The sequence below is a fragment of the Natrinema salinisoli genome (assembly GCF_020405205.1).
Classification (GTDB): domain Archaea; phylum Halobacteriota; class Halobacteria; order Halobacteriales; family Natrialbaceae; genus Natrinema; species Natrinema salinisoli.
Genome location: NZ_CP084469.1, coordinates 3,926,161 through 3,951,622 on the forward strand (window position 1 = coordinate 3,926,161; position 25,462 = coordinate 3,951,622).

The 25,462-nt window shown below is 64.7% G+C and carries 20 protein-coding genes; 10 read left to right on the plus strand and 10 right to left on the minus strand.

What is annotated here, in order from left to right:
* Positions 1–56: 56 nt before the first annotated feature.
* Complete coding sequence (locus tag LDB05_RS19520; protein WP_226005639.1) at positions 57–1,205, minus strand: helix-turn-helix transcriptional regulator; 1,149 nt, start codon at positions 1,203–1,205, stop codon at positions 57–59.
* A gap of 172 nt (positions 1,206–1,377) precedes the next feature.
* Between LDB05_RS19520 and LDB05_RS19525 the strand changes: the two genes are divergently transcribed.
* Together LDB05_RS19525 and LDB05_RS19530 are read left to right on the plus strand one after the other, a co-directional pair.
* Positions 1,378–2,958, plus strand: coding sequence for a DUF4198 domain-containing protein (locus tag LDB05_RS19525; protein WP_226005640.1), 1,581 nt, complete (start codon positions 1,378–1,380; stop codon positions 2,956–2,958).
* Positions 2,955–3,704: a DUF4897 domain-containing protein gene (locus tag LDB05_RS19530; protein ID WP_226005641.1), complete on the plus strand. Its 750-nt coding sequence runs from the start codon at positions 2,955–2,957 to the stop codon at positions 3,702–3,704. The genes LDB05_RS19525 and LDB05_RS19530 overlap by 4 nt, the downstream gene beginning before the upstream one ends.
* Before the next feature lie 76 nt (positions 3,705–3,780).
* Here the strand turns inward: LDB05_RS19530 and LDB05_RS19535 are convergent, their stop codons facing one another.
* A complete protein-coding gene (locus tag LDB05_RS19535) occupies positions 3,781–5,805 on the minus strand; it encodes an AMP-binding protein (RefSeq protein ID WP_226005642.1) in 2,025 nt (674 codons plus the stop codon).
* 2 nt (positions 5,806–5,807) lie between these two features.
* On the minus strand, positions 5,808–6,665 hold the full coding sequence (locus LDB05_RS19540; RefSeq protein WP_226005643.1) for an SDR family NAD(P)-dependent oxidoreductase: 858 nt from the start codon (positions 6,663–6,665) through the stop codon (positions 5,808–5,810).
* A 276-nt stretch (positions 6,666–6,941) separates the two neighbouring features.
* Here LDB05_RS19540 and LDB05_RS19545 point away from each other — a divergent pair, with 276 nt between their 5' ends.
* Positions 6,942–7,655 (plus strand): helix-turn-helix domain-containing protein, encoded by a 714-nt coding sequence (locus tag LDB05_RS19545; protein ID WP_226005644.1) that lies wholly within the window; start codon positions 6,942–6,944, stop codon positions 7,653–7,655.
* A 342-nt stretch (positions 7,656–7,997) separates the two neighbouring features.
* Here the strand turns inward: LDB05_RS19545 and LDB05_RS19550 are convergent, their stop codons facing one another.
* The 5 genes from LDB05_RS19550 to LDB05_RS19570 are packed head-to-tail and all read right to left on the minus strand — an operon-like array spanning position 7,998 to position 12,950.
* Positions 7,998–8,762, minus strand: a complete 765-nt coding sequence (locus tag LDB05_RS19550; protein ID WP_226005645.1) for a branched-chain amino acid ABC transporter ATP-binding protein — start codon at positions 8,760–8,762, stop codon at positions 7,998–8,000.
* The gene (locus tag LDB05_RS19555) at positions 8,759–9,532 is read right to left on the minus strand and encodes an ABC transporter ATP-binding protein (RefSeq protein ID WP_226005646.1); all 774 of its coding nucleotides are present in this window, start codon (positions 9,530–9,532) and stop codon (positions 8,759–8,761) included. Before LDB05_RS19555 ends, LDB05_RS19550 begins: the two co-directional genes overlap by 4 nt.
* A gap of 1 nt (position 9,533) precedes the next feature.
* The gene (locus tag LDB05_RS19560) at positions 9,534–10,676 is read right to left on the minus strand and encodes a branched-chain amino acid ABC transporter permease (RefSeq protein ID WP_226005647.1); all 1,143 of its coding nucleotides are present in this window, start codon (positions 10,674–10,676) and stop codon (positions 9,534–9,536) included.
* Entirely contained in the window at positions 10,673–11,593 is a 921-nt protein-coding gene (locus LDB05_RS19565) for a branched-chain amino acid ABC transporter permease (protein WP_226005648.1), read from the minus strand. Before LDB05_RS19565 ends, LDB05_RS19560 begins: the two co-directional genes overlap by 4 nt.
* 28 nt (positions 11,594–11,621) lie before the next feature.
* Entirely contained in the window at positions 11,622–12,950 is a 1,329-nt protein-coding gene (locus LDB05_RS19570; RefSeq protein ID WP_226005649.1) for an ABC transporter substrate-binding protein, read from the minus strand.
* A 244-nt stretch (positions 12,951–13,194) separates the two neighbouring features.
* Between LDB05_RS19570 and LDB05_RS19575 the strand changes: the two genes are divergently transcribed.
* The 4 genes from LDB05_RS19575 to LDB05_RS19590 all read left to right on the plus strand — a co-directional run bounded on the left by LDB05_RS19575 (position 13,195) and on the right by LDB05_RS19590 (position 19,143).
* Positions 13,195–13,509 carry a DUF7518 family protein gene (locus LDB05_RS19575; protein ID WP_226005650.1) on the plus strand — a complete coding sequence of 105 codons (315 nt, stop codon included), beginning with the start codon at positions 13,195–13,197 and terminating at the stop codon, positions 13,507–13,509.
* A gap of 85 nt (positions 13,510–13,594) precedes the next feature.
* Positions 13,595–17,167, plus strand: coding sequence for a chromosome segregation protein SMC (smc, locus tag LDB05_RS19580; protein ID WP_226005651.1), 3,573 nt, complete (start codon positions 13,595–13,597; stop codon positions 17,165–17,167).
* Positions 17,160–18,326 (plus strand): segregation and condensation protein A, encoded by a 1,167-nt coding sequence (locus tag LDB05_RS19585; protein WP_226005652.1) that lies wholly within the window; start codon positions 17,160–17,162, stop codon positions 18,324–18,326. The genes smc and LDB05_RS19585 overlap by 8 nt, the downstream gene beginning before the upstream one ends.
* A 166-nt stretch (positions 18,327–18,492) precedes the next feature.
* A complete protein-coding gene (locus LDB05_RS19590; protein ID WP_226005653.1) occupies positions 18,493–19,143 on the plus strand; it encodes a DUF8108 domain-containing protein in 651 nt (216 codons plus the stop codon).
* On the opposite strand, the gene mtnP is transcribed toward LDB05_RS19590, so the two are convergent.
* Entirely contained in the window at positions 19,144–20,004 is an 861-nt protein-coding gene (gene mtnP, locus LDB05_RS19595) for an S-methyl-5'-thioadenosine phosphorylase (protein WP_226005654.1), read from the minus strand. It abuts the gene before it with no gap.
* Positions 20,005–20,152: 148 nt separating this feature from the next.
* Here mtnP and LDB05_RS19600 point away from each other — a divergent pair, with 148 nt between their 5' ends.
* On the plus strand, positions 20,153–21,613 hold the full coding sequence (locus tag LDB05_RS19600; protein WP_226005655.1) for an MATE family efflux transporter: 1,461 nt from the start codon (positions 20,153–20,155) through the stop codon (positions 21,611–21,613).
* 82 nt (positions 21,614–21,695) lie between these two features.
* Here LDB05_RS19600 and LDB05_RS19605 read toward each other — a convergent pair whose 3' ends face one another.
* Positions 21,696–22,394: a phosphoribosyltransferase gene (locus LDB05_RS19605; protein ID WP_226005656.1), complete on the minus strand. Its 699-nt coding sequence runs from the start codon at positions 22,392–22,394 to the stop codon at positions 21,696–21,698.
* Positions 22,395–22,530: 136 nt separating this feature from the next.
* On the opposite strand from LDB05_RS19605, the gene thiC reads away from it, so the two are divergent.
* Both thiC and LDB05_RS19615 read left to right on the plus strand, forming a co-directional pair.
* Complete coding sequence (gene thiC, locus LDB05_RS19610) at positions 22,531–23,976, plus strand: phosphomethylpyrimidine synthase ThiC (RefSeq protein ID WP_226005657.1); 1,446 nt, start codon at positions 22,531–22,533, stop codon at positions 23,974–23,976.
* A gap of 91 nt (positions 23,977–24,067) precedes the next feature.
* Positions 24,068–25,414, plus strand: coding sequence for an alpha/beta hydrolase family protein (locus LDB05_RS19615; RefSeq protein WP_226005658.1), 1,347 nt, complete (start codon positions 24,068–24,070; stop codon positions 25,412–25,414).
* The last annotated feature ends 48 nt before the right edge of the window (positions 25,415–25,462 follow it).

Consider the following 25,462-nt stretch of genomic DNA (forward strand, 5'->3'; position numbering starts at 1 on the left):
GACGGAACCCTCTCGGGGGCGATCGGCGCAGCGTTCGCATCTGACCGCCGACCGAATCAGTCCGCGTTTTCGAGCAGATCGATCACGTTTTCGCGCCCGATCCGGAGTTTTTCGACCGCGTCGTCTTCGGCCATTCCCGAGAGGACCCGCGAGGTCTTCGACGCCGACCAGTCGAGTTCGTCGGCGATCGCGGCCTGGCGCATGCGACCGTCGTTTCGCTCGAGGAGCGTCCGAACGCGATCCTCGTCGGTCGCGAGGTCGGACGCCGGCGATGCGGGACTGCTCGCTGGCGTCCCCGCCGACTCGTCGCCGTCACGTTCCGCTCCGAGGCCGTCGTCAGTCCCGGTCGCGGCGGGGTCGGTCGCCCCGTCGGTCAGTACGGGGAGGCTCGAGCGCAACCGCCGACGGAAACCGCGTTGCGACGTGACGGACACGGCGATCGCGGCGATCGCAACGAGCAGGATACTGCCGCCGACCACGAGCGGCATCCGACCCCACGAGTTCGTTCCCTCGCGGTCGCTGTCGACGGCCGAGTCGGCCGGCTCGAAGCGGACCGTGGGACGGTGATCGGCGAAGCTTTCGGGCCCGGCCCAGACGACGGTCGTGCCGTCCCGCTCGTCCGGTGGCGGTGCCGTCGCCGTCGGCGTGTACCCGTTCGGCGGGGCGATCTGCAATCGGTCGTCGTCGTCGAGATAGAACCCACCCTCGAACACGTCACCAACGGCGACTTCGTCGCCGTCGACCGCCCCGAAGTTCGTCCACGTGAACGAGTACGTGACTCTTCCCCACTGTCTCGGCACCTCCTGAATGGACGTCTCCGCCCGAAACGACGACGCCGTCATGTTTCGATCGGTCGACTCCGCCGCGTTCGAGACGACGCCGGTCATCCGCCGTTCGAACTGCTCGACGTAGGTCTCTCGGTCGGCACGGAACTGCTCCTGGAAGGCCTCGTAGTCGTCCACTTCGGAGTCGTTGGCGAGGCGCGTCCGGACGGTCACCGACCAGTGAGCGGTGCCGTTCTCGTCCAGTGCGATTCGCGTCACCGTCGTATCGGCAGCTGGTGTCTCGGCTGCTGTGATCGCGGCCCCTTCGTCGATACCTGTCGGTTCAGATTGCCCGGTCGACGCCGTCGTCCCGAGCGGAACCGCCCCCAGCGTGAGTATCACTGCGAGGATCACGGCGGTGCGATCGAATGCTGTACTCACGGTTACCACTTATTTTCGAGAGGGGTTGTATAAGGATACTGTCTTGAACGTTGCAAACCGCCGCAAATCGCTGCAAACGACCGCGCGAACTGGATCCAACTCGCGCAATTCGGTAGGAGCCGATGCCACGATCGGTCCGGTTTATGTCTGATACGTTCCGAGGCGTGATCGGATGATACCCCGACGACTACTGATCGCCTTGCTGGCGATCGCGCTTTGTACGAGCGTCCTCGGCCCGGCGGTCGCCGCCGGGACGGTGGCGCAGGACGAGACGAACAGCGACGACACTACCGAAGACACCGTGACCGTGACGACCGGCGCACAGCTGTCGACGGTCGTCACCGCGACGAGCGACGAAGTTCGGACCGACTTCGAGAACACGGTGTTCGAGGAACGCATGGAGCAAGGTAACGATAGCGATCGCGCAACGGCGATCGCGGACCGTGCGGCGGTCCTCGAGAACCGGTCTGAAACTCTCCAGGCGGAGTACGAGGAAGCCACCGCGGCCTACGAGGCCGGCGACATCGACGAGTCGACGTACGCCCAGCGACTCGCGTCGCTGAACGCGCGTGCCCAGAGCGTCGTCTCGAGTTACGACGCGCTCGAGGACCGCCTCGAGTCGATCGACGAGGTCGACCGTCGCGCTGCTGGCGTGACGCCGTCCGAGCTCGCAGACGAGCGAGCGGCGGTGGCCGAGCTCACGAGCTCCGGAACCGACGCGCTGCTCCAGCAGTTCACGGGTGAAGCGCGCGGAAACGCGGAGGTCGAGGTCGATGGCGGCCTGTCGATCGAAGTCGAGAACGAGGACGGCGAACGGAGCCGTGAGTACGAGCGGCCCCGCGACGGGAACGGATCGCTGGTGCTCTCCCAGACGGAGGCGCTCACCGCAGCGACCGACGCCCTCTCCGACGTCGACGGAAACAGTAGCTGGAGCCTCGTCGAGGCCGAAACCGACGACGACGGCGTCTACGAGTTCGAGTTCGTTCTGACGGGAACCGAAACCGGCGAGGCCGAGGTCAGCGTCGACGGCGAAACGGGAACCGTCTTCGAACTCGAGGAAGAAATCGAGGCCCGAGGGGCGGAAGAAGACGAGGACGATGACGACGATGGTGACGAGCGGGAGGACGAAGAGGACGATAACGACGATAGTGACGAGCGGGAAGACGAAGAGGACGATGACGACGAGCGGTTGGTTATTCTGGTCGCGTCCGGATCGCCAGGACCCGGCGAAGAAGTGACGCTGCGGGTGCTCGCGGACGGACAGCCGGCAGCTAACGTGACGGTCACCGTCAACGACCAGACCGTCGGCGAGACGGACGGCGACGGCGAACTCACCGTCACCCTGCCACGCGAGGAGGCCGATATCAAGGCTGAACACGGTGAGGCGGAGGGCGAACGAGAGTTCGAATTCGACGACGATTCGGACGAGATGGACGACGACGCCGAATCGCAGTTCGACGCCGAGGCGACGATCGACAACGGAACCGTGACCGTCTCCGCGACGTTCAACGGGAGCTCAGTGTCGGGCGCAAACGTCATCGCAAACGACGAGTCGGTCGGTACGACCGGGGACGACGGCACGGTTTCGTTCGCCCTCCCCGCTGATGCGGACGAACTCGACATCGACGTGGTTCGGGGGGAACTCGAGACCGAGCTCGAGTTCGAGTTCGAAGCTGAAGACGAAGACGAGGACGAAACTGAAGACGAGGACGAAACTGAAGACGAGGACGAAACGGAAGACGACGATCGATGAATCGAGGATCGAACCGACCCCGACTCCGGCGGCTGGGTGCATACACGTCGCGGCTCTTCGCCGTCGTGCTGGTCGCGCTCCTCCTGACCGGAAGCGTCGTCGCAACGGCCGATAGCGCGAGTGCGATCGACGCTCACTCACAGGAGACGGACTCGGACTCGGCGTTCGTGGTCGCCCTCGAGGACGACGGCGACGCGACGGTGACCGTGGCCGTCACCTTCGACCTGACCGACGAGGCGGATCGAGCGGCCTTCCGGTCGCTCGAGGAGAACGAAACGGAACGACGGGAACTCGAGTCCCGCACTGAACGGCGATTGCAGACGGTCGTGGCCGATGTAGCCAACGAAACCGACCGCGAGATGGCGATCGAGAACACTGGCGTCTCCTTCGAGACGGACGAGGCGGCCGATCGCGGTGTCGTCTCCGTCTCGGCGACCTGGCGCGGGTTCGCAGCCACCGAAGACGGGCGGCTGACCGTCGCGGAACCGTTCACAAGCGGGTTCACGGCGGATCAGGCGGTCGTCCTCGAGCTGCCCGACGGATACGCGCTCGCGGAGTCGACGCCGGAGCCGTCGGAGCGTGTTGATGGGCACATCAGCTGGGATGCGACCACCTCTCTCGACGGGTTCGAGGCAGTCATCGCCCCGTCGGGTGGGGCGAACGACGGTGACTCTCAGCCCGGGTTCGGACTCGGTGCGGCAGTGATCGCGATCGCTGGCGGTGCGTGGTTACACTGCCGTCGGTGAAGGCGGTGCCCCGCACGGAAACCGAACCGTAGTAGCCCTGTTCGGTCCCCGCTGAACACGGCCCCCGATTTTCCGTTTATCGAGCGTCCTCGAGGTCCTCTAACGCGCCCGGATTTTCGATGCTGCTCATGTCGCCGAGATCCTCGCCGGTGTAGGTCGCCTGAATGGCCCGGCGGATGATCTTGCCCGACTGGGTCTTGGGGAACTCGTCGACGAACAGCACCTCGCGCGGGCGGAACGGTTTCCCGAGTTCCTCACCGACCTGTGCGCGCAGTTCCTCCCGGAGGTCGTCCGTTTCCTCGACCCCGTCCTCGAGGACGACGTAGGCGACGACGGCGGTCCCGGTGGTGTCGTCGGGCGCGCCGATGGCGGCGGCCTGGTTGACGGCCGCGTGGTCGATGAGCGCGCCTTCGACCTCCGCCGGCCCGACCTTGCGCCCGGCGACGTTGAGGGTGTCGTCGGCCCGCCCGTGGAGGAACCAGAAGCCGTCGTCGTCCTTCTGGGCCCAGTCGCCGTGATCCCACATGTCCTCGAACGTCGACCAGTACTCGTTCAGGTAGCGCTCGTCGCCCGACCAGAGGGATTTGGTCATCGAGGGACAGGAGTCGCGAGCGACGAGGTAGCCCCGTTCGTTGTCCTCTCTGACCGAGTTCCCCTCGCGGTCGACGACGTCGATGTCCATCCCGAGACCGGGGCCGCCGAGCGTGCAGGGCTTGAGCGGCTCGGTCGGCATCGGCATCAGGAAGCAGCCGCAGATCTCGGTGCCGCCGGAGATGTTGATGATGGGGGCGTCGCCGCCGCCGACGTTCTCGTGGAACCAGTGCCAGGACTCGGGGTCCCAGGGTTCGCCCGTGGAGCCGAGGATCCGCAGACTCGAGAGGTCGTGGCCCTCGAGCCAGTCGTCCCCGTGCTTCCGAAGGGCGCGGATCGCGGTCGGCGAGATGCCGAACTGCGTGAGCTTGTGGCGGTCGATCATCTCCCAGAAGCGGTCCGGGTCGGGGTGGTCGGGGGCGCCCTCGTACATGAAGACGGTGCCGCCGAAGGTGTGCGTGCCGATCAGGGACCACGGCCCCATCATCCAGCCGATGTCCGAGACCCAGAAGAACCGGTCGGCGGGTTTGAGGTCCATGCCGAAGTAGACCTCTTTCGGACACTGGACCTGGACGCCCGCGTGGGTGTGGACGATCCCCTTCGGCTTGCCCGTCGTCCCCGAGGAGTAGAGGAGCATCGACTCCTGACTCGAGTCGAGCGACTTCGTCTCGTAGTCGTCGTCCGCCTCCGCGACGGCGTCGTCCCACCACTCGTCGCGGGCGTCGGTCCACGGGATTTCGCGTTCGCTGGTTTTACTGCTCGAGCCCAGTCGGTCGAAGACGATCGTGTGTTCGACGTGGCCGGCCTCCGCGATCGCCTCGTCGGCCGCCGATTTGAGGAAGACCGGATCGCCGCGGCGATAGAAGCCGTCGCCCGTGAACAATACGGAACACTCCGAGTCCGCGATCCGAGTCGCGGCCGCGTCCACGCCGAAGCCGGAGAAGATCGGGACCGCGATCGCGCCCACTTTGAAACAGCCGTAGAGGATCGAGACGACCTCCGGCACCATCGGCATGTAGAGCCCGACCGTGTCACCGGTCTCGACGCCGCGCTCCTCGAGCGCGTTCGCGACCTGATTCGCCTGCCGGTGGAGTTCGTGGTAGGTCACCTCCCGGACGTCGCCGTCCTCGCCCTCCCAGATGGTCGCGACTTTGTTCCGGCGCTCCTCGTCGACTTCGGCGTGGCGATCGACGACGTTGTGAGCGATGTTGAGTTCGCCGCCGGGGTACCAGTCGGAGAACTGCGGCCCGTCGCTGTCGTCCCGGATCTCGTCGTACTCCTCGTAGAACTCGATCCCGAGGTAGTCGACGAGTTCGTCCCAGAACCAGTCGACGCCGCTGTCGGGCTCGCCCTCGAGGTCCGTCGTCGTCCGCTCGATCAGTTCCTCGTAATCGTCGATCCCGTACGTCTGCATGAAGTCGTAGACGTTCGTCGACTCGACGAACTCCTGACTGGGCTCGTGGACGATCTCGTCGATGTCCTCGAGACTGGGGCTTGTGTTTCCGGGCATAGTCACTCGTAGGTTAGACTCATGCCCCCATCAAACAACAGGTCGCCGCCGTCGAGGTGTCGGCCCAGATCCGAGAAGCCGAGCAGGAAGAGGTTGGCGACGTCGATCGGTTCCATCATCTCCGTGACGCGGGACTGGCCGAGCATGACGTCCTCGATCACCTCGTCGACGCTGATCCCGCGCTGTTCGGCGGTGTCCTCGAGTTGAGCCGTCACCAGCGGCGTCTTTACGTAGCCGGTACTGACCGAGAAGGCGCGGATCTTCCCCTCGCCTTCGGCGGCGATCGACTGCGTGAGACCGCGCAGGCCGAACTTCGAGACGTTGTACGCGACCTTGTCGCTGGTGACGTAGTGGCCGTGAACCGAGCACATGTTGCCGACGCAGCCCTCGCCGTCCTTAGTCTCCCGAAAGTGGGGAATACAGAGCTTCGAGAGATAGAGCGGCGCACGGAGCATGACGTCGTGCATTCGATCGTAGGCCTCCATCGGAAACTCGTCGATCGGATCGATGTGTTGCATCCCCGCGACGTTCGCGAGATACGCGAGGTCGCCGAGCCGAGCGGCATCGTCGACGATCCGCTCGAGGTCTTCGTCGTCTGTGAGATCGCCGGGAATCGATTCGATCGTCCCCTCGAGGTCGAGCTCTTCGCGGCGGTCGATCGTTCCCTCGAGGCCCTCGTCGTCGATATCGGTCGCCGCGACGGTAAGCCCGTTTCCGGCGGCGGCCAGCGCGGTCGCCCGACCGATACCCGAGGCCGCACCCGTTACGAGACAGACGTTCCGGCCCGTAAACCCCTCGTCGGGTATCGTGTGTATATTTTCGCGGGTCACCGTCGGTGGCGTCACTTGATTCTGAGACATTCTACACGGCTAGTAGGTAGCAATGCACGTGCTAAAACGTCGCCATTAACATATCAACGGCGTCGTATCGGGCGGTTGTCAGCGGGAATGTCGTCGACGACTGTCGATGATGTCGTATCGAACGAACGTTCGCAAGTCGAGTTCTAGAGTGCTTAATTGACTATTTATTTAACGTTTGGACTAGGATATAATCAATGGCTTCCGCATTCTAACGTGAATTCCAGTTTATAATAGCAACTATTAAGACCTTGTATGTCAGTCTCTCTCTCCCTAGCGATGATCGACCTCGATATCGACATGCGGCAGTACGATTGTCCGTTCATCGATACGACCGACGACGTCGACATCGCGTTCTCGGCCGTCCAGTGGCAACTCGACACCGACGCGGAGAAACTCGAGACGCGTCTCATCGCCAAGACGGAGTCGAGGGGCGCACTCGAGGACGGCCTTCGAGCGCTTCGGGAGCACCCGAACATGACGAACTGTTATATCCTCTCGAAGCGGGATACCACGGCGGAGATCGGCACGAAGATCGAGCAGACGAACGCTATGCGGACGATTCAGAACAACGGCGGCTACATCACCGGCCCCTTCCAGATCGAGAACGGACGAGAACGGTGGCACGTCGGCTTCGACGCGGACGAAGACGAGGATCGAGCGCTCGCGGCGCTCGAGCGACACAACGATTTCAGCGTCCAGGACCGCGACCAGTTCGGCCCGTCGACGCTGTTCGACCTGCTCGAGAATTCCGAGAGCGCGATGCAGTTGCTCGAGGGCTGTCGAGCGCTGACCGACACCGAACGCGAAACGTTCAAAGTCGCGTCTCGGAACGGCTATTACGAGACGCCGCGGGAGACGACGCTCGACGAACTCGCGGACCACTTCGATATCTCGAAGACGGCCGTCTCGATGAATCTCCGCCGGAGCGAGCGAAAGGTGCTCGAGGGAGTACTCGGCGCGATCGAGCGGATGGACGACGACCAGCTCTGAGAACTGCGGTCGGAACGACTGGTCGACGTACTTGGCTTCGAATCGTTGTACGATAGCGGCGCGTGTAGTTGGCGAGCGGTGTGAAGCCACTGCCCTCGCGGGGCGGCCACCGAACAGCGGCGATACGTGCCCCTGTGCGATCGATATATCGGCGGACAGGAACTGCGAGTACCCCTACCCGCTGTCCGCCTTCCTACCGAATCGGTTGGGTGTCGGGATAATACGCTTTGTGGATCAGTTCGATTTATCGACACGACTGCTGTGGTGTCGGACCGAGCACCCGAGCGGCGATACCGTCGGATACGGAATGCATCGCCGGAGAAAATCGCGACGACGACCGGATTACTCGCCGCCGCCCTGCATGAGCATCTGGATCTCCTCGTCCGAGGAGAGCGCCTTGGGATCGCCGCTTTCAACGATCTCGCCGCGTTCGATCACGTACATTCGGTCGACGATCTCCGGAACGTGGCTCGCGTTCGACTCGGCGATCAGCACCGAGATATCTCGGTCGATGATCTCGTGAATGTAGGACTTGACGTTCTCGACGACGACTGGGGCCAGTCCCTCGAGCGGTTCGTCGAGGATAAGCAAATCGGGCTGGAGCGCGAGCGCCCGCCCGATCGCGGTCATCTTCCCCTGCCCGCCGCTCAGGTTCTGTACTTCGGCGTCGCGTCGATCCTCGAGCTCGTCGAAGAGGTCGAAGATGTCCTCGACGAGGGCGTCCTCGTCCTCGACGCCGCGTGCCTCGCCGGCGGTCCAGATCGGGAGCCGGAAGTTCTCCTCGACGGTCATTCCGGTGAAGAGGTCGCGACTCTCCGGCTGGTACCCGATCCCCCGCTTGGGGATCAGTTCGGGCCGCATGTCGAGCAACTCCTCGCCGCGCAGCCGGATCGAGCCGTTCGCGACCGGCGTGAGCCCCATGATCGATCGGAACGTCGAGGTCTTGCCGGCACCGTTGCGACCGACGAGCGCGACGGCCTCGCCCTCCTTGACCTCGAGGTCGAGGCCGTGCGTAACCTCGAACCCCTCGACGGTCGCCGAGAGGTTCGATACCTCGAGTAGCGGGCTCGACGGATCGTACCCGTCGTTAGAACCGGGAGCGCTCATTCGTCCACCCCCAGCAGCACCCGCCGGAGTTCCGAGTCGGTCTCGAGTAGGGAGGGATCGCCCTCCCGGAAGACGCGCCCCTCGTGGAGGACCACGAGGCGGTCCGCGTACTCCTTGACGAGGTCCATGTCGTGTTCGATCGTCACCGTCGTCACGCCGTCGGCCTCGCTGGCCTCGACGACCGTCTCGATGACGTACTCCTTCTCTCGCGTCGCGACGCCGGCAGTGGGTTCGTCGAGCAACAGATAGGTCGGGTCGAGGCCGAACGACATGGCCACGTCGAGCAGTTTCCGATCGCCGTGGGGCAGCGTCTCGGCCACCTCGTGTTGCACGTCCTCGAGACGGAACTGCGCGAGCAGCTCGTCGATTTCGCGCTCGACGTCCTCGTGGCCGTCGTCGACCGAGCCCATGCTCAGCGTCTTGCCGTGTTTCGAGAGAACGGCGATGCGAACGTTCTCGCGAACGGTCATCTCTTCGAAGACGTGGACGATCTGGAAGCTCCGAACGAGCCCTTCTCCGACCCGGTCCTCGGGAGCCATCTCCGTGATGTCTTCCTCGACAGTGTCGCCGTTTTCCTCCCTGTGAACGACGACCGACCCCTGATCGGGCTCGAGCAGCCCGGTCAGCAGGTTGATCAGCGTCGTCTTGCCGGCCCCGTTCGGGCCGACGATGAACACCATCTCGCCGTCTGTCTCGCCGAAGGTCAGCGAGACGTCGTCCGTGGCGCGCAGTTCTCCGAACTCCTTGCGAAGATCTCGTGCTTCGAGCATATCAGTTGACCCCGAATACGATGATTCGGACGGTAGTTACGGCGCGAGACACGCCCCGACGGAGCGACGAACCGATCGTCGCGAGGTCCTCCCGAAGCAGGCCGGGGTCGCGACGGCGTCGCGACAGTCCCGTGCCGATCTTCGGGATCGATCCCAGGATTCCTTCCGGCAGGAAGAGCACCACTGCGAGCAGCGTCAGGCCGGTCAAGGCGTTGTAATACTCGATGTAGAACGGTGCCTGGACCAGCAGGTAGACGAGTACGACGCCGCCGATTACGGGGCCGACGAGCGTGCCGAACCCGCCGAGGATCGCCATGAAGAGGATCTCGCCCGACACGAACGCGTACAGGGTCGCCTCTGGGCTGACGTGCAACTGCAGGAGGGCGAAGAGCCCCCCGGCGAGTCCGCCGTAGATACCCGAGATCACGAACGCGACCCAGACGTACTTTTCGACCGGGATGCCGACGAACCTCGCTCGCGTCCGGTTCTGCCCGATGGCGTCTAACGCCCTGCCGAACGGCGAGTTGACGAGTTTCCACATCACCAGCAGCGAGACGATGAGCACGACGACCGTAAAGTAATACAGGACCAGCTCGTACCCCGTCGAGCTCAGTTGAAGGCCGAACAGCGCGGGCGGGTTCAGCCCGTCGGGGCGGACGTTGAGCCCGTCACTGTAGTTGAAGTAGCCGCTCTGCAGGACGAACGCGTACAGCACCTGGTTGAACGCGAGCGTCAGCAGTGCGAAGTAGATGTCGAGGTAGCTGGCGACGAAGTAGCCGATCAGCACCGAAATCGTCGTCGCCGCGAGGACGCCTCCCAGCAGCAAGAGGAGGCCGCTCGAGACGTCGAACTGAGACGCTAATACGGCGGCGGCGTAGGCCCCGACGCCGAAGAACGCCGCGTGACCGAACGAGACGAGTTCGGTGTGGCGCAAGAGGAGGTTCAACCCGACCGCCGCGAGCCCGAACAGGATCCCGCGGTGGATCGCGGTGAACGAGAGCGGGGTGAACCGCGTGATGTCGGGGACGATCAAGAGGGCGACGAATCCGACGGCAGCGAGGACCGCCTGGCTCTTCGTCAGTTCCATCCCCTCCGCGAGACGAACGTGCGTTTCGCCGTCGCGGTCGACGAGGAAGCGACTCATTGGATCTCACCCCACGCCCCGTAGAGCCCCTCCGGTTTGAGCAGCAAGACGAGCACCATCAGGAGGAACGGAACGGCCAGCTCGAGCTGCGGATAGTACGGCGTCACGACGCGACTGGAGACGCCGACCAGAATCGAGCCGACGAACGCACCGTTCAGGCTGCCGAGCCCGCCGATGACGATCACGACGAACGAAAGCACCAGCCAGTCGAGTCCCATTCCGAGGGAGGCCGAGCCGGGTCCGATGCTGACCATCGCACCGCCGAAGCCGGCGAAGAACGCGCCGATGGCGAACACGAGGGTGAACATGCGGTCCGTACTGATGCCGATCGCGGTCGACATCTCCCGGTTGATCGCCGTCGCTCGCACGATTCGACCGGTCTTCGTCCGATCGAAGAACCAGACGAGCCAGGCGAACACTGCGACGCCGATCAAAATGACGAAGACGTTGTACGAGGGATAGTTGATGCCGACGAGCTCCGTCGTCGGAATCTCGTTGATGCCGCCGAAGACCCCCAGGTCGACCGGCGACGGCCCCCAGACGAACTTCATGACGTCGGTGAGGACCAGCAGCAGTCCGTACGTCAGCAGGAGCTGATAGACCTCGTCCCGGTCGTAGATCGGCCTGATGAACGCCGCCTCGAGCGCGCCGCCGACCGGCAGCAACACGGCGGCGGTCGCGAGCGAGCCGGCGAGGACGACGAGGCCGAAGACGATCGCCGTCACTGGGCCGGTCGGCGCCGCGACTTGTCCCGCGATGAAGCCGATGACGCTGAACGCGCTGAACGCGCCCAGCGCGTACAACTCGCCGTGGGCGAGGTTAAGGATCCCGAGCACGCCGAAGATGATCGTCATCCCCGACGCGATCATGAACAGGATCGAGCCGTAGTACAGCCCGTTGAGTACGTGTTCGAGCATAATTATTGAATACCGTCTCGCACGTCACTCACCAGCTTCCGATCCAATCGCTCGAGATCTCGCCCGGCGGCGGCGACACGTTCTTGGCGGCGAAGACGTTCACGTCCTGAAGCGCTGCGGCATCGTGCTCGTCCGACCAGGTCAGTTCACCGAAGTGAGCGTTGGAGTAGCCCTGGTGGTCCGACCCCATCGTGTGGTAGCCGGCCGGCGTGAAGAAGCCGTGATTCTCGAGGACCATTGCGAGTTCCTCCTGCTCGGGCCAGCGACCGAGGAGGCTGACTGCTTTCTCGGCTGCCGTCGCCCACGCCGTCACCGCGCCGTAGCCGCTCATGAAGTGGGCCGTCGGCACGACCCCGTACTCGCTCTGTACCTCGTCGACCAAGTCGGCGGCCGGGCTCCATCGGTCGGTCGAGGGCTCGCCCCAGTAGAAGTTCCGCGATCCCGAGTAGATCGGACCGTCGACGAGATCCTCCTCCATATCGTTGGCCGAGCCGTACAGGACCGTCCCGACCAGTAGTTCGGTGTTGTCGAACATGTCGTTGGCGTGGCCCTGCTCGAGCAACAGCGTCGCGTCACCGCCCCAGCAACTCGAGAAGACGACGTCGGGCTCCTCCCCGTTGATCTCGGTGATGTGGGTGGACATGTCGCTGGTACCCAGGTCCGGGAACCCGCTATACACCTGCTCTGCCCCCGTGAGCTTCTCGATCCCTTGCGAGAACAGATTCATCTCGTCCTGTCCGAACGCGTAGTTGGGGTTGATTCCCGCGTACGTGTCGATGGAATCCGCGCCGAGAACCTCGACCGCCTGATTGACGGCCGCGAGCGCCTCCATCACGTCGTGGTTCTGGAACCGGAACGAGTAGGTCACGTCCGGGAAGTCTTCCTCGTACAGCGTCGTTACCGTCCCGTCGGTCGAGACGTTGATTACCTCCTGGGCCTCGATCTCCGGGACCATCTCCGCGTGGCCGCTGCTCGAGATCGGACCGAAGGTGACGTCTTTCCCCTCGTCGACGAACTGCTGGTAGTTGGTGAGATACGCACCGCCCTCCTCGACGACGTCGAGGTCCATCTCCCGGCCCGCGATCCCGCCGTTCTCGTTGATCCGACGGACCGCGGTTTCCGCTCCGTATTCGGCCTGAATACCGAGTACTGACGGCGCCCCTTCGGTGAACGTTTGCAGTCCCGACTCGATCGGCTCGTCCGGTACGTCGGCGTCCGCCGCCGACTCCTGTTCGCCCTCGAGTAGTTCCGTACAGCCGGCCAGCGCGACCGCGAGCGCCGAGCCGCCGACCGTCTTCAGGAGCGTTCGCCTGTCGATGCCGCTCGATTCCGTTCCCGCAAGTGGTTCAGTTGTCATAGCTAGTATGCACCGTCCAGTTGGTGTCGCACCATACACATGAGACTCACTACCACTGCAAATAGGCGAATGTGTACATGTTAACCGTCCGCAGAGATCGCGGAATGCGATCGACCGAAGCGGGGGACGACGGCGGTTCGAATCGTCATGTACCTCCGTCGATCGACCGCCCGTCCCGAAAGTTGCCAGAATAACTAGCTGTGTCTGACGTACGTTTATGTGGCCGGACGGATCCCTAGTTGATATGTCGAACAACCGTGTCGAGAAGCTCGAATCGACGGTTGCGGAACTCGAGTCGACGGTCCAAGGGCTGACGGACGAACTCATCGAGGCGAAAGAACGGATCCGCGTGCTCGAGGCCGAGCTCGACGCGGACACGCCGACGCGCGTTCCCGAGCGACGCAACGAAGAGACGGGGACGTCCGCAGTCGACGGGAGCGAAACGCCCGAAGCCGAACCGGACGACGTCGCCGAAGCGGCGGCCGACGCCGACGGAGAGACGGAAACCACCGGCGACGAAACGGAAGACTCAGGTAGCGACGACATCATCGTTGCATAACTGCGACACCGCCGTCGTTCGGGAGCCGGAGAGACGGTACCGGCCGTCCAGCGGCTGACGGCGATACGGAGGCTTCGTCCAAAGAATGTACATTAAGGCGATCGTTCTCGACGATTTCAAGAGCTTCGGGCGAAAGACGAAGATCCCGTTCTACGAGGACTTCACCGTCGTGACGGGCCCGAACGGGTCCGGCAAGTCGAACATCATCGACGCCGTCCTCTTCGCGCTCGGCCTGGCACGGACCCGCGGAATCCGCGCCGAGAAACTGACCGATCTCATCTATAACCCCGGCCACGAGGGCGACGACACCTCGAGCGGCCCCCGCGAGGCGACCGTCGAGGTGATCCTCGACAACTCCGAGGGCACGCTCGAGCGATCGCAGGTCGTCAACGCCGCGGGCAGCGAGGACGTCGGCGACGTCGACGAGATCCGCATCCGTCGCCGCGTCAAGGAGACCGAGGACAACTACTACTCCTACTACTATCTGAACGACCGCTCGGTCAACCTCTCGGACATTCAGGACCTGCTCGCGCAGGCGGGCATCACACCCGAGGGGTACAACGTCGTCATGCAGGGCGACGTCACCGAGATCATCAACATGACGCCCCACGCCCGCCGGGAGATCATCGACGAGATCGCGGGCGTCGCGGAGTTCGACGCGAAGAAGGAGGACGCCTTCGGCGAACTCGAGACGGTCCAGGAACGGATCGACGAGGCCGAACTCCGCATCGAGGAGAAACGCGACCGGCTCGACCAGCTTGCCGACGAGCGGCGGGAGGCCATGCGCTACCGCCGGCTCCGCCGCGAGAAGGAGGAGTACGAAGGCTACAAGAAAGCCAGCGAGCTCGAGGAGAAACGCGCCGAACTCGAGTCCGTCGAGACCGAGGTCGACGACCTCAACGACGAACTCGCGGATCTCCGGCGCGAACTCGACGAACGCGAGGGGAAAGTCGTCCGCCTGCAGGAGGACCTCGAGGATCTCAACGCCGAGATCGAGCGCAAGGGCGAGGACGAACAGCTCCGGATCAAAAGCGAGATCGAGGAGATCAAAGGCGATATCTCGCGGCTCGAGGACAAGATCGAGGCCAGCGAGGACCAGATCGAGGACGCCGAGTCCGAGCGCCGCGAGGCGTTCGTCCAGATCGACCGCAAACAGGAGACGATCGACGACCTCGCGGACGAAATGCGCGAGCACAAACTCGAGAAGGCCTCGATCAAGAGCGAGATTCAGGAACGCGAGGCCGAACGCGACGAGCTCGAGGCCGAAATCGAGGCCGTCGACACCGAGTTCGACGAGCTCAAGGCCGACCTCGCGGAGCGCAAGGAGGAGTTAGAGGAGGCCAAGACCGAGCGCAACGACCTCCAGCGCGAGCAGGATCGCCTGCTCGACGAGGCTCGCCGACGCTCGAACGCCATCGAGGAGAAGGAGTCGACGATCGAGGAGAGACGCGAGAAAATCCCCGAGATCGAGAGCCAGCGAAGCGATCTCGAGCGGGAACTCGAGAAAGCGGAACGGAACCGCGAGAACATCGCCGAGGTCGTCGACGACCTGAAAAGCGAGAAGCGCCGGCTCCAGTCGGATATCGACGAGTTGGACGACGACATTCAGGCGAAACAGCAGGAGTACGCGGAACTCGAGGCCAACGCGGGCGAGAGCGGCGACTCCTCGTTCGGTCGCGCGGTGACGACGATCCTCAACTCGGGGATCGACGGCGTCCACGGCGCGGTCGCGCAGTTGGGGACCGTCGCCGGCGAGTACGCGGTCGCCTGCGAAACCGCCGCGGGCGGCCGGCTGGCGAACGTCGTCGTCGACGACGACGTCATCGGCCAGCAGTGTATCGAGCACCTCAAGTCCCGTAACGCGGGTCGGGCGACCTTCCTGCCGATGACGGACATGAGCCAGCGCCGGCTCCCGTCGGCCCCCAGCGATCCGGGCGTCGTCGACTTCGCGTACAACCTCGTCGACTTCGACGACCAGTACGAGGGGATCTTCTCGTACGTCCTCGGCGACACGCTGGTCGTCGAGGACATCGAGACCGCCCGCTCGTACATGGGCGACTACCGGATGGTCACCCTCGACGGCGACCTGGTCGAGAAGAGCGGCGCGATGACCGGCGGGTCGGGCGGCGGCTCGCGCTACTCCTTCACCGGCGGCGGCGAGGGGCAACTCGAGCGCGTCGCCAAACAGATCACGGAGTTCCAAGAGGAACGCGAGGCGCTTCGTGAGGACCTCCGCGGCGTCGAGGAGCGCCTCGACGACGCCCGCGATCGCAAGAGCGACGCGGCCGACGAGGTCCGCTCGATCGAGTCCGAACTCGAGGGGCTCGACGACGACCGCGAGTCGATCGAGGCGGAGATCGAGCGTCTCGAGGACGATCTCGAGGACCTCCGCGAGGAACGGGAATCCGTCGACGAGCGGATGAACGAGATCTCCGCGGAGATCGACGCCAAGACCGCAACGGTCGAGAAACTCGAGGCCGAGATCGACGACCTCGAGACCGAACTCGCGGACTCGAAGATCCCCGAGCTGACCGACCAGATCGAGGAACTCGAGGCCGAAATCGACGAGCGCGAGGATCGGATTCAGGAACTCGACAACGAACTCAACGAGTTGAGCCTCGAGAAGGAGTACGCCGAGGACGCCATCGAGGACCTCCACGACGACATCGAGGCGGCCCAGAACCGCAAAGCGGAGCACGAGGATCGGATCGAGGAGTACGAAGCGGAGATCGAGACGAAACGCGAGGGGCTCGAGGAGAAACGCGAGGCCGTCGCGGAACTCGAGGAAGAGCTCACCGAACTGAAAGGCGAGCGTAGCGATCTGAAGGAGGAACTCTCCGAGGCCCGGACGGAGCGCGACAAACAACAGGATCGGGTCAACACCGTCGAAAGCAAGCTCGAGGATGCACGGGAACGCGCGAGCAGCCTCGAGTGGGAGATCGAGTCGCTGGAGTCCGAAGTCGGCAACTACGATCCCGAGGACGTGCCCGACCACGAGACGGTCCTCGAGATGATCGACATCCTCCAGTCGGACATGGAGGCGATGGAGCCGGTGAACATGCTCGCGATCGACGAGTACGACGAGGTCCGCAGCGACCTCGACGACCTCGAGGAGGGGAAGGCGACCCTCGTCGAGGAAGCCGACGGGATCCGCGACCGGATCGAGCAGTACGAGACCCAGAAGAAGCAGACGTTCATGGACGCCTACGATGCGATCGCCACCCACTTCACCGAGATCTTCGAGAAACTCTCGGAGGGGACCGGGTCGCTGCACCTCGAGGACGAGGAGGATCCGTTCGACGGCGGGCTGACGATGAAGGCCCAGCCGGGCGACAAGCCGATTCAGCGCCTCGACGCGATGTCGGGCGGCGAGAAGTCACTGACCGCACTGGCATTCATTTTCGCGATTCAGCGGCACAATCCGGCCCCGTTCTACGCGCTCGACGAGATCGACGCCTTTCTCGACGCCGTCAACGCCGAGCGGGTCGGCGAGATGGTCGAGGAACTCGCGGGCGACGCCCAGTTCGTCGTCGTCTCCCACCGCTCGGCCATGCTCGATCGCTCCGAACGGGCGATCGGCGTGACGATGCAACAGGACAACGTGAGTGCGGTGACCGGGATCGACCTGAGTAGTGGAGAGGTTCCTGCTGATGACTAGCGAGGAGCCTGAGGAGCCGGAGGCGACGCAAGGCTCCTCGGAAACGCGAACGGGGAACGAAGTGACCCGTGAGCGGCGGGAGTCGCGAAGCGACTCCACAAAGCCGAGCGGGGAGCGAAGCGACCCGCGAGCCCCCGAGCGGACCCTCCGAACCGACGGCGGTGACGAGATTCCGCTGAACATCGCCGGCCACGAGGACCGCGAGCGGCCGGGCGACTCGAGCCCGGACGCCGAATCGAACGACGGCGACGATAGGGATCGCGAACTCGGGGACGAGTCCGGTGAATCGGTCCTCGAGTTCACGGACGTCGAGACGGCCGATGGTGACGATTCCGACGAGGACGAGGAGGAAGTCGAACCGGTCGAGCTGCTCGTTCAGCTCGCGAAAGACGGCGAGATCGACCCGTGGGACATCGACATCGTCGCGGTGACCGACAAATTCCTCGACGCGCTGGACGATGTCGACCTGCGGACCTCCGGACGGGCGCTGTTCTACGCGAGCGTTCTCCTGCGGATGAAAAGCGACGAGCTGTTCGCGGTCGACGAGCCCGAGGAGGAGGACCTCCCGCCGTGGGAAGCGCCCTTCGCCGACGACGGGGCGATGGACGCGGACGGCGACGACGAGCGGGAGTACCCGCCGGGGTTCGATCCCGTCGAGAATCTCGAGGCGGAGATGGAGCGCCGCCTCGAGCGGAAACACGCCCGGGGGAAGCCGGAGACGCTGGACGAACTCGTTCGCGAGCTTCGGACCGCCGAGCGCGACAGCTGGTGGAAGGAGTCGCGCAGTTACGACACGAGCGACTCGCCGAAGGGGTACGACCGCGGCGTTCAGGAGCTGAACTACCACTCCGGCGACGACTTCCGGGTCGACGACGAGCCGACCAGCGACGACGTCACCCACACGACTCACGAGGAAGACATCGAGGCGGTCATCGAGGACGTGGAAGGCGAACTCGAACACCAGTACGAGAAGGGGCGCGACGAGGTGCTGTACGCCGAGATCGACGAGGTCGGCGGGTCACGCGTGATGACGTATCTCGCATTGCTCTTTCTGGCCCATCGGGGCCGAGTGACCCTCGAACAGGACGAACTGTTCGGCGACCTCTGGGTCAGAGACGCGACGGTGGAGTCGGAGGCGAGCGAAGCGATCGCCGGTTGAGGATTCCAAACCAGCGTCGATATCCTGACCCGGGACGGGTCGATCGCTCGAGGCGGGCACTATCGTCGACGGCTGCTGTCCGGTAGTCCGTGCCCGAGAGCGGGCCGGGTGGCATCGACTCGAGCGCCCACAAGCATTTAGCCCGCACCGGCGAAACGTCGGGTCGATGACGAGGCCGGACGATGTCCTCTTTCGGAGCCGGGTCGAGACGTTCGCGGTGATCCGCAAGCTCGTCCCGATCGCCCTGCTGGTGGCGGCGTTAGTCGGGCCGATAGTCGTCGTCGACCCGGCGATCGGGATGTGGCTCTCGGCGCTGTCTTTCCTGGTCGTGCTGGTCGGGCTCCATCTCGTGAGTCGGCTGCCGCTGTATCCGGCCCACACGTTCGGGATCGAGTATCGGTTCGAGGACGAGCGATTCGAGACCGACCGCCGCTGCGTTCGCTGTGACGAACGGACGGACTCGGGGACCCATCGCCGCTACGCCAGACAGATCGTGGTCCTCGGCGTGCCGTTGCACACCCTCGAGTGGGGAGAGAACGATTTCTGCGGCGACTGTGTCGCCCACGCGGACCGCGTCGACTCGAGTCCGAACGCCGAGCGAACGGCGGACCCGGACCCGACGCCGAGCGGGCCGGCGACAGCGGAACCGAACCGGCACCGAGATCGCGATCGAAATCAACACTCGCACGAGGAGACCGAATCGTCCGCAACTGTCACGACCCACGTCGACGACGAGATCCCCCGCCTCGAGCGGGCCCGTCGAATCGACCCGAGTGACGAAGAGACCGCGCTGGAACTCAGACGCGCGTTCGAGTGATCAGTCCAGATACTCACCGGCGAGCAGGTCGACGCGCTCGAGCGTTTCCTCGGGGATCGCCTCCTGTGGGGTATTGATCGTCCCCTCGAGCGCGCTCCAGGCGTCGCTCTCGAAGTCGTCGGGCATCGTTCGGATGGCGCGTTCGACGACCGCGTTGATCGCGTCCTGGTTGGCCGCGGCGTTCTCGAGGACCTCGTCCAGCGTGACTTCGTTGTCGTCCTTCCAGACGTCGTAGTCGGTGACGCCGGCGACGGTGGCGTAGCTCAGCTCGGCTTCGCGGGCGAGTTTCGCCTCCGGAATGGCGGTCATGCCGACGATGTCCCAGCCCTGATCGCGGTAGAACTCGCTCTCGGCTCGCGTGGAGTACTGCGGACCCTCGATGCAGACGTAGGTGCCGTCCTCCTGCGTTTTCGTCCCGTCGTCCGTCGCCTCCTCTGCCGCCGTCGCGAGATGAGAAACCATCTCGGGACAGTAGGGATCGGCGAAGCCCATGTGGACGACCATGCCGTCGCCGAAGAAGGTCGGCGTGCGGTGTTTGGTCCGGTCGAAGATCTGGTCGGGGACGACCAGCGTCCGCGGCGGCAGGTCCTCGCGCAGGCTCCCGACCGCGTTCGTGGCGATCACCCGGTCGACGCCGACCGACTTGAGCGCGTAGATGTTGGCCCGATACGCCGCGTCGGTCGGCGGATGCTGGTGGTCCGACCCGTGACGCGGGAGAAAGGCGACCTCCCGCCCGCCGAGTTCGCCGAGGGTAACCGCCTCGCTCGGCTCGCCGTACGGTGTCAAAATCTCCTCTTTGCGCGTGTTCTCGAGTGGCAGTGCCTCGTAGATACCGCTACCGCCGATAACGCCGATGGTCATGGAAGCACTTCGGCGCACCAGTACCGTAAACGGACTGGTTCCCGTTCTCGAGACCGATTCGAAATCGCCGCCGTCAGCTCTGGTGGGCAGTGGTTGTCGATATCACACTTCACGAGAACCCAAATAGAGTCGCCAACACTGGTCGAATATGTCGTTCGACGAGGAATCGACGGGCGGGCTCACTGACGGCCCCCTCGTTCGGCCGATGATCCGGCTGGCGTGGCCGCTGGTGGTCATCCAACTGTTGCAAGTCGCCTACAACGTTGGCGATACCTTCTGGCTGGGCGCGCTCTCCCCGGACGCCGTCGGGGCGGTGAGCCTCGCCTTTCCGCTCCTCTTCCTCCTGATCTCGATCGGCGCCGGCTTCACGTCGGCTGGCGCGATCTTGATCGCCCAGCACACCGGTGCGAAGAGCGGCGATGCGGGCCTCATAGCGGGCCAGACGCTGTCGTTCGTCTCGCTCGTCGCCATCGGCCTGAGCGCGCTCGGGTTCGTGGCGACCGAGCCGATGCTCGCCGCGTTGCCGGCCGACGCCGAAACCGAGGATGCGATCATCCCGCTGGCCGCCGAGTACCTGCAAGTGTTCTTCCTCGGGCTCCCCCTCCTCTTTGGCTTCTTCGTCTTCGTCGCGCTCATGCGCGGCTACGGCAGCACGCGCGCCCCGATGCGGGTGATGCTCGTCAGCGTCGTCATCAACCTCGTGATCGACCCGCTGCTCATCTTCGGCGTCGGCCCGCTTCCGCGCCTCGAGGTACAGGGAGCGGCCGTCGCGACCCTCATTTCGCGGGGAATCGCGACGGTGATCGGGTTCTACCTGCTGTACTACACCGACGTCGGCCCCGACATTCGGGCAGCCCACCTTCGGCCGCGACGCGAGTACGTCGCGAAGATCACGCGATTGGGGGTTCCGACGGCGCTCGAGCAGTCGATGACGGCACTGGCGCTGGTCGCGATGACGGCGATGGTCGTGACCTTCCCGCCGGCGGTTGTCGCCGCCTATGGGCTGGGCAACCGGCTGGTTTCGCTCGCTTTTCTCCCGGCGATGGGCCTAGGACAGGCCACTGATACGATCGTCGGCCAGAACCTGGGTGCGGGCGAGCCCGACCGGGCGGCGAGGGCGGTCCGGATCGCCGCGGTGGTGATCGCGGGCGTCATGCTCGTGGCCGGTCTCCTCGCCGTCCTCTTCCCGGAGCCGTTCGTTTCGGTATTCGTTACGGCCGATGCGGCGGGGAAAGCGGCGACGATCGACTACGGCGTGACCTACCTCCGGTTCGCCGCGGTGGGCTTCGCCTTCATGGGCGTGCTTCAGGTGATTCAGGGCGGGTTCCGGGGGGCCGGCAACACGAAGACGGCGCTCGCGTTTGCGGTGTTCGGGCTCTGGGTCGTGCGCGTTCCCGTCACGTACTACCTGCTCTTCGTCGCCGAGTGGGGGCCGACGGGCATCTGGACGGGGGTCGTAGTCGGTGATATCGTCGGCGCGGTCGCAGCCGTCGCGTGGTTCACGCGGGGCACGTGGAAAGAGTCGATCGTCGAGGCGGACGACGACGGCGAGCAGACGACGACTGACGGGCCAGCGGAGACGACCGAAGTCGAACCAACTGCCGAGTAATTGCCCGAACGGGCGCTGACGCGAATAGTTTGCCGTCGCTGTCTCTCATGTCGATCGAACGAAAACAGCCTGCAGAAACGGATTATTCGTCGACGAGCGCCCACTGGTCGGTATCAACCGACTCGAGCACCTCGCGTCGTTCCATCTCGGCGAGCACTTCGGAGAGGCGGTCGGGCTGGGCGATCTCCATCTCGATGCGCTCGATGCCGTGGTGTTCCGTGAGGTAGTGGCGGATCTCCTCGTTCGTGAAGGTCTTCTGGTCGGCTGTCTCCATCGCACCGGAGATCAGGTCGACCATGTCCTCGATGAAGTTCCACGGGTAGACGATCCAGGTCCACTCCTCGAGTCGTTCGCCGACGTAGTCGGGCTGGAACTCGCTGGTTCCGAGGAGCTGCAGGGTTGCAGTCCGGACCTCGCCGGCGTCGCGATCGTCGACGTACTCGTAGGCACGCTTGATCGAGCCGCCTGTGTCGGCGATGTCGTCGATGATGAGCACGTCCTTGTCTTCGACGCTGCCCTCGGGCATCGGATAGCGGACGGTCGGCTCGCCGGACTTCTCGGCGGTGCCGACGTAGTGTTCCATCTTCAGGCTCGTCAGGTCGTCAAGCCCGAGGAAGTCACAGAGACACCGACCGGCGAACCAGCCACCTCGAGCCAGGGCGACGACGACGTCCGGTTCGAACTCGTCGTCGCGAACGTCGTCGCTGACGTCCCGACACAGGCTGTAGATGTAGTCCCAGTTAGTGATCGTACAGTCGAAATCGTCCGGTAGATCGGACATCTGATGGCCACCTACCCGATGTCTTGAGCGCGGTCCCCTTAAGTTGGCTGAAACGGGTCGCGCCGCTCGAGCGGTCGTCACCGTTCGGAACGAAACCGGCGAGGGTTTATGATTCAGTAATACAACCTAGTTATACATGGTGGAGACACAGATCCAGGCCGCCCGCGAGGGAACGGTGACAGCCGAGATGGAGCGAGTTGCCGAGCGAGAGACCCGTGATCCGGAGTTCGTCCGCGAGCAGGTCGCCGATGGACAAGCCGTGATCCCGGCCAACCGACACCACGACGCGCTGGACGCGATGATCATCGGCCGCGAGTTCGCGACGAAAGTCAACGCCAACATCGGCAACAGCGAGACGACCAGCGACCTCGAGACGGAACTAGAGAAGCTCCACACCGCCGTCCACTACGGCGCGGACACGGTGATGGATCTCGGCACCGGGAGCGATCTCGACGAGATTCGGGAGGCCCACGTGGAGCACTCGCCGGTGCCGCTCGGAACGGTGCCCCTGTACGAGGCCGTTAAGCAGGCGGGGAGTCCCGAAGATATCACGAAAGACCTGCTGCTCGAGATCATCGAGAAACAGGCCGAGCAGGGCGTCGATTACATGACGATTCACGCCGGCATCCTCGCCGAACACCTTCCGCTGACGGACGGCCGGAAAACCGGGATCGTCTCGCGAGGTGGGTCGATCATGGCCAGGTGGATGGAGGAGAACGGCGAGCAGAACCCGCTCTATCAGGTCTTCCCCGAAATCTGTGAGATTTTTGCCGAGCATGATGTCACCTTCAGCCTCGGGGACAGCCTGCGACCCGGCTGTCTGGCCGACGCCTGCGACGAGGCCCAGTACGCCGAACTCGACACGCTGGGCGAACTGACTCGCGTCGGCTGGGACCACGGCGTCCAGGTGATGGTCGAAGGGCCGGGCCACGTCCCCATGCACAAGGTCGCGGAGAACGTCGAGCGCCAGCAGGAAGTCTGCGACGGCGCGCCCTTCTACGTGCTCGGCCCGCTCGTGACCGACATCGCGCCGGGCTACGACCACATCACGAGCGCGATCGGCGCGGCGATGGCGGCACAGGCTGGTGCCGCGATGCTCTGTTACGTCACCCCGAAGGAACACCTCGGCCTCCCCGAGGAGGAAGACGTTCGCGACGGGCTCGCTGCCTATCGAATCGCCGCCCACGCCGGCGACGTCGGCAACGAACGTCCCGGCGCGCGCGACTGGGACGACGCCCTCTCGGAAGCCCGCTACGAGTTCGAGTGGCGCGAACAGTTCGAACTCGCGCTCGACCCCGACCGCGCCCGGTCGTTCCACGACCAGACCCTGCCCGGTGACAACTACAAGGAAGCTCGCTTCTGCTCGATGTGCGGCGTCGAGTTCTGCTCGATGCGGATCGATCAAGACGCGAGAGAAGACGGCGAGATGGAGGCGATCGAGGGCAACGTGCGAACCGACCTCGAGTCGTCCCCCGCTGCGGAAGTCAATCGACCTCCAGTCGGAACGCACGAGTCGGGCGAACTTCCACCGATGGCGGATCACGATCACGCCGACCCGCTCGAGGAGCCGGGAGACGACTGAGCCGCGAGTTCGACCGCCGCGTATCACGATCGAATACAGTCACAGAGAAACGACCTCGTCTTTATCTGACAGACTGTGGTCGGTCCGGTAGATGACTCCCCGACGGCGAACTCTACTAGCGGCGGTGTCGGCGGCGACGGCGTCGACAGTGGCCGGCTGTACCGATCTGCTCGCCCAGGAAACGAACGACGAATCGGGACCAGACAGTCCCGAGGACGCAGCGACGGCGTTGGTCGAGGACCTCGCGAACGAGCGGTTCGAACGAGCCAGTGAGCGATTCGCCTCGGACGGTCGGAATCGGTACGGCGATCCCGGTCGACTCGAGCGGATCTGGCTGGGGTACGGAGCGGTCGGCGGCGACTTCGAGGAGATCGCGGAGACGGCCGTGACCGAGGGGGGCAGTCGCACGGCGGTCGACCTGATGCTGGCGTTCGCCCGCGGCGACCACGCCTGTCGCGTCATCGTCGACGGCGACTCGCAAGTCCGCAACGTCGGGATCGCCGACGAGTACGAACGTCCGTCGTACGTCGACTCGAACGCGGTCGTCAGCGAGGACGTGACCCTCGCGGTCGACGGGTGTTCGCTGTCCGGGACCGTCACGACGCCTGCGGACGGCGAGGGCGAGGGCGATGCCCCCGGAGTCGTTCTGGTGCACGATTCCGGCCCCGTCACCCAAAATGCCGCCCGAGGCGGGACGCAGGCGTTTACCGATCTGGCGGAGGGGCTCGCCACGCAGGGGATCGCGACGTTTCGGTACGACAAGCGCGTTCCTGCGTGCGAGGTTGAGCCCGCCGAGTATACGCTCGATCGCGTCACCGTCGACGACGCACTGGTCGCGATCGAGCGGCTCCGGGGGACCGACGGCGTCGACTCGGATCGGATCGCCGTCGTCGGCCACGGCTTCGGTGGCCGGGCCGCGCCCCGAATCGCGGCTCGAGACGGGGACCTCGCCGGCATCGTCGGGCTGGCCGCGCCGGCGCGTCCGTACCACGAACTGACGCTCGAGCAACTCGAGCACAAGGTGTCGGTCGGCTCCCACGAGTGGGACGACCTGTCGGCGGTGTACGAGCAGTGGACGGACGAAATCGAATCGATCCGGTCCGGCGAGTACGGTTCGGACGAAACGCTGCTCGGGAAGCCCGGGGCGTTCTGGAAGAGCCTCGAGGCTTACGACCACCTCGGCACCGCGGCGGAGATCGACGTTCCGCTCTCCTTCCTCCAGGGGAAGCGCGACTTCCAGGTCAGCGTTGCGGACGATCTCGAGCGGTGGCAGGCGAAACTCGGTGACGGATCGGACGCGACCGTCGAGACGTACGACGGGCTCGATCACCTGTTCATGCCGGGGGAGCGGCCGGTGGTGGAGTTCGCGTACCTCGTCCGGAACAACGTCGCGGAGGACGTCGTCGTCGATCTCGCAGATTGGATCGGGGGACTGTAACGCCATCGGACGACCGAGGTTTCATACGCCGGTCGCCCGATCCACGTC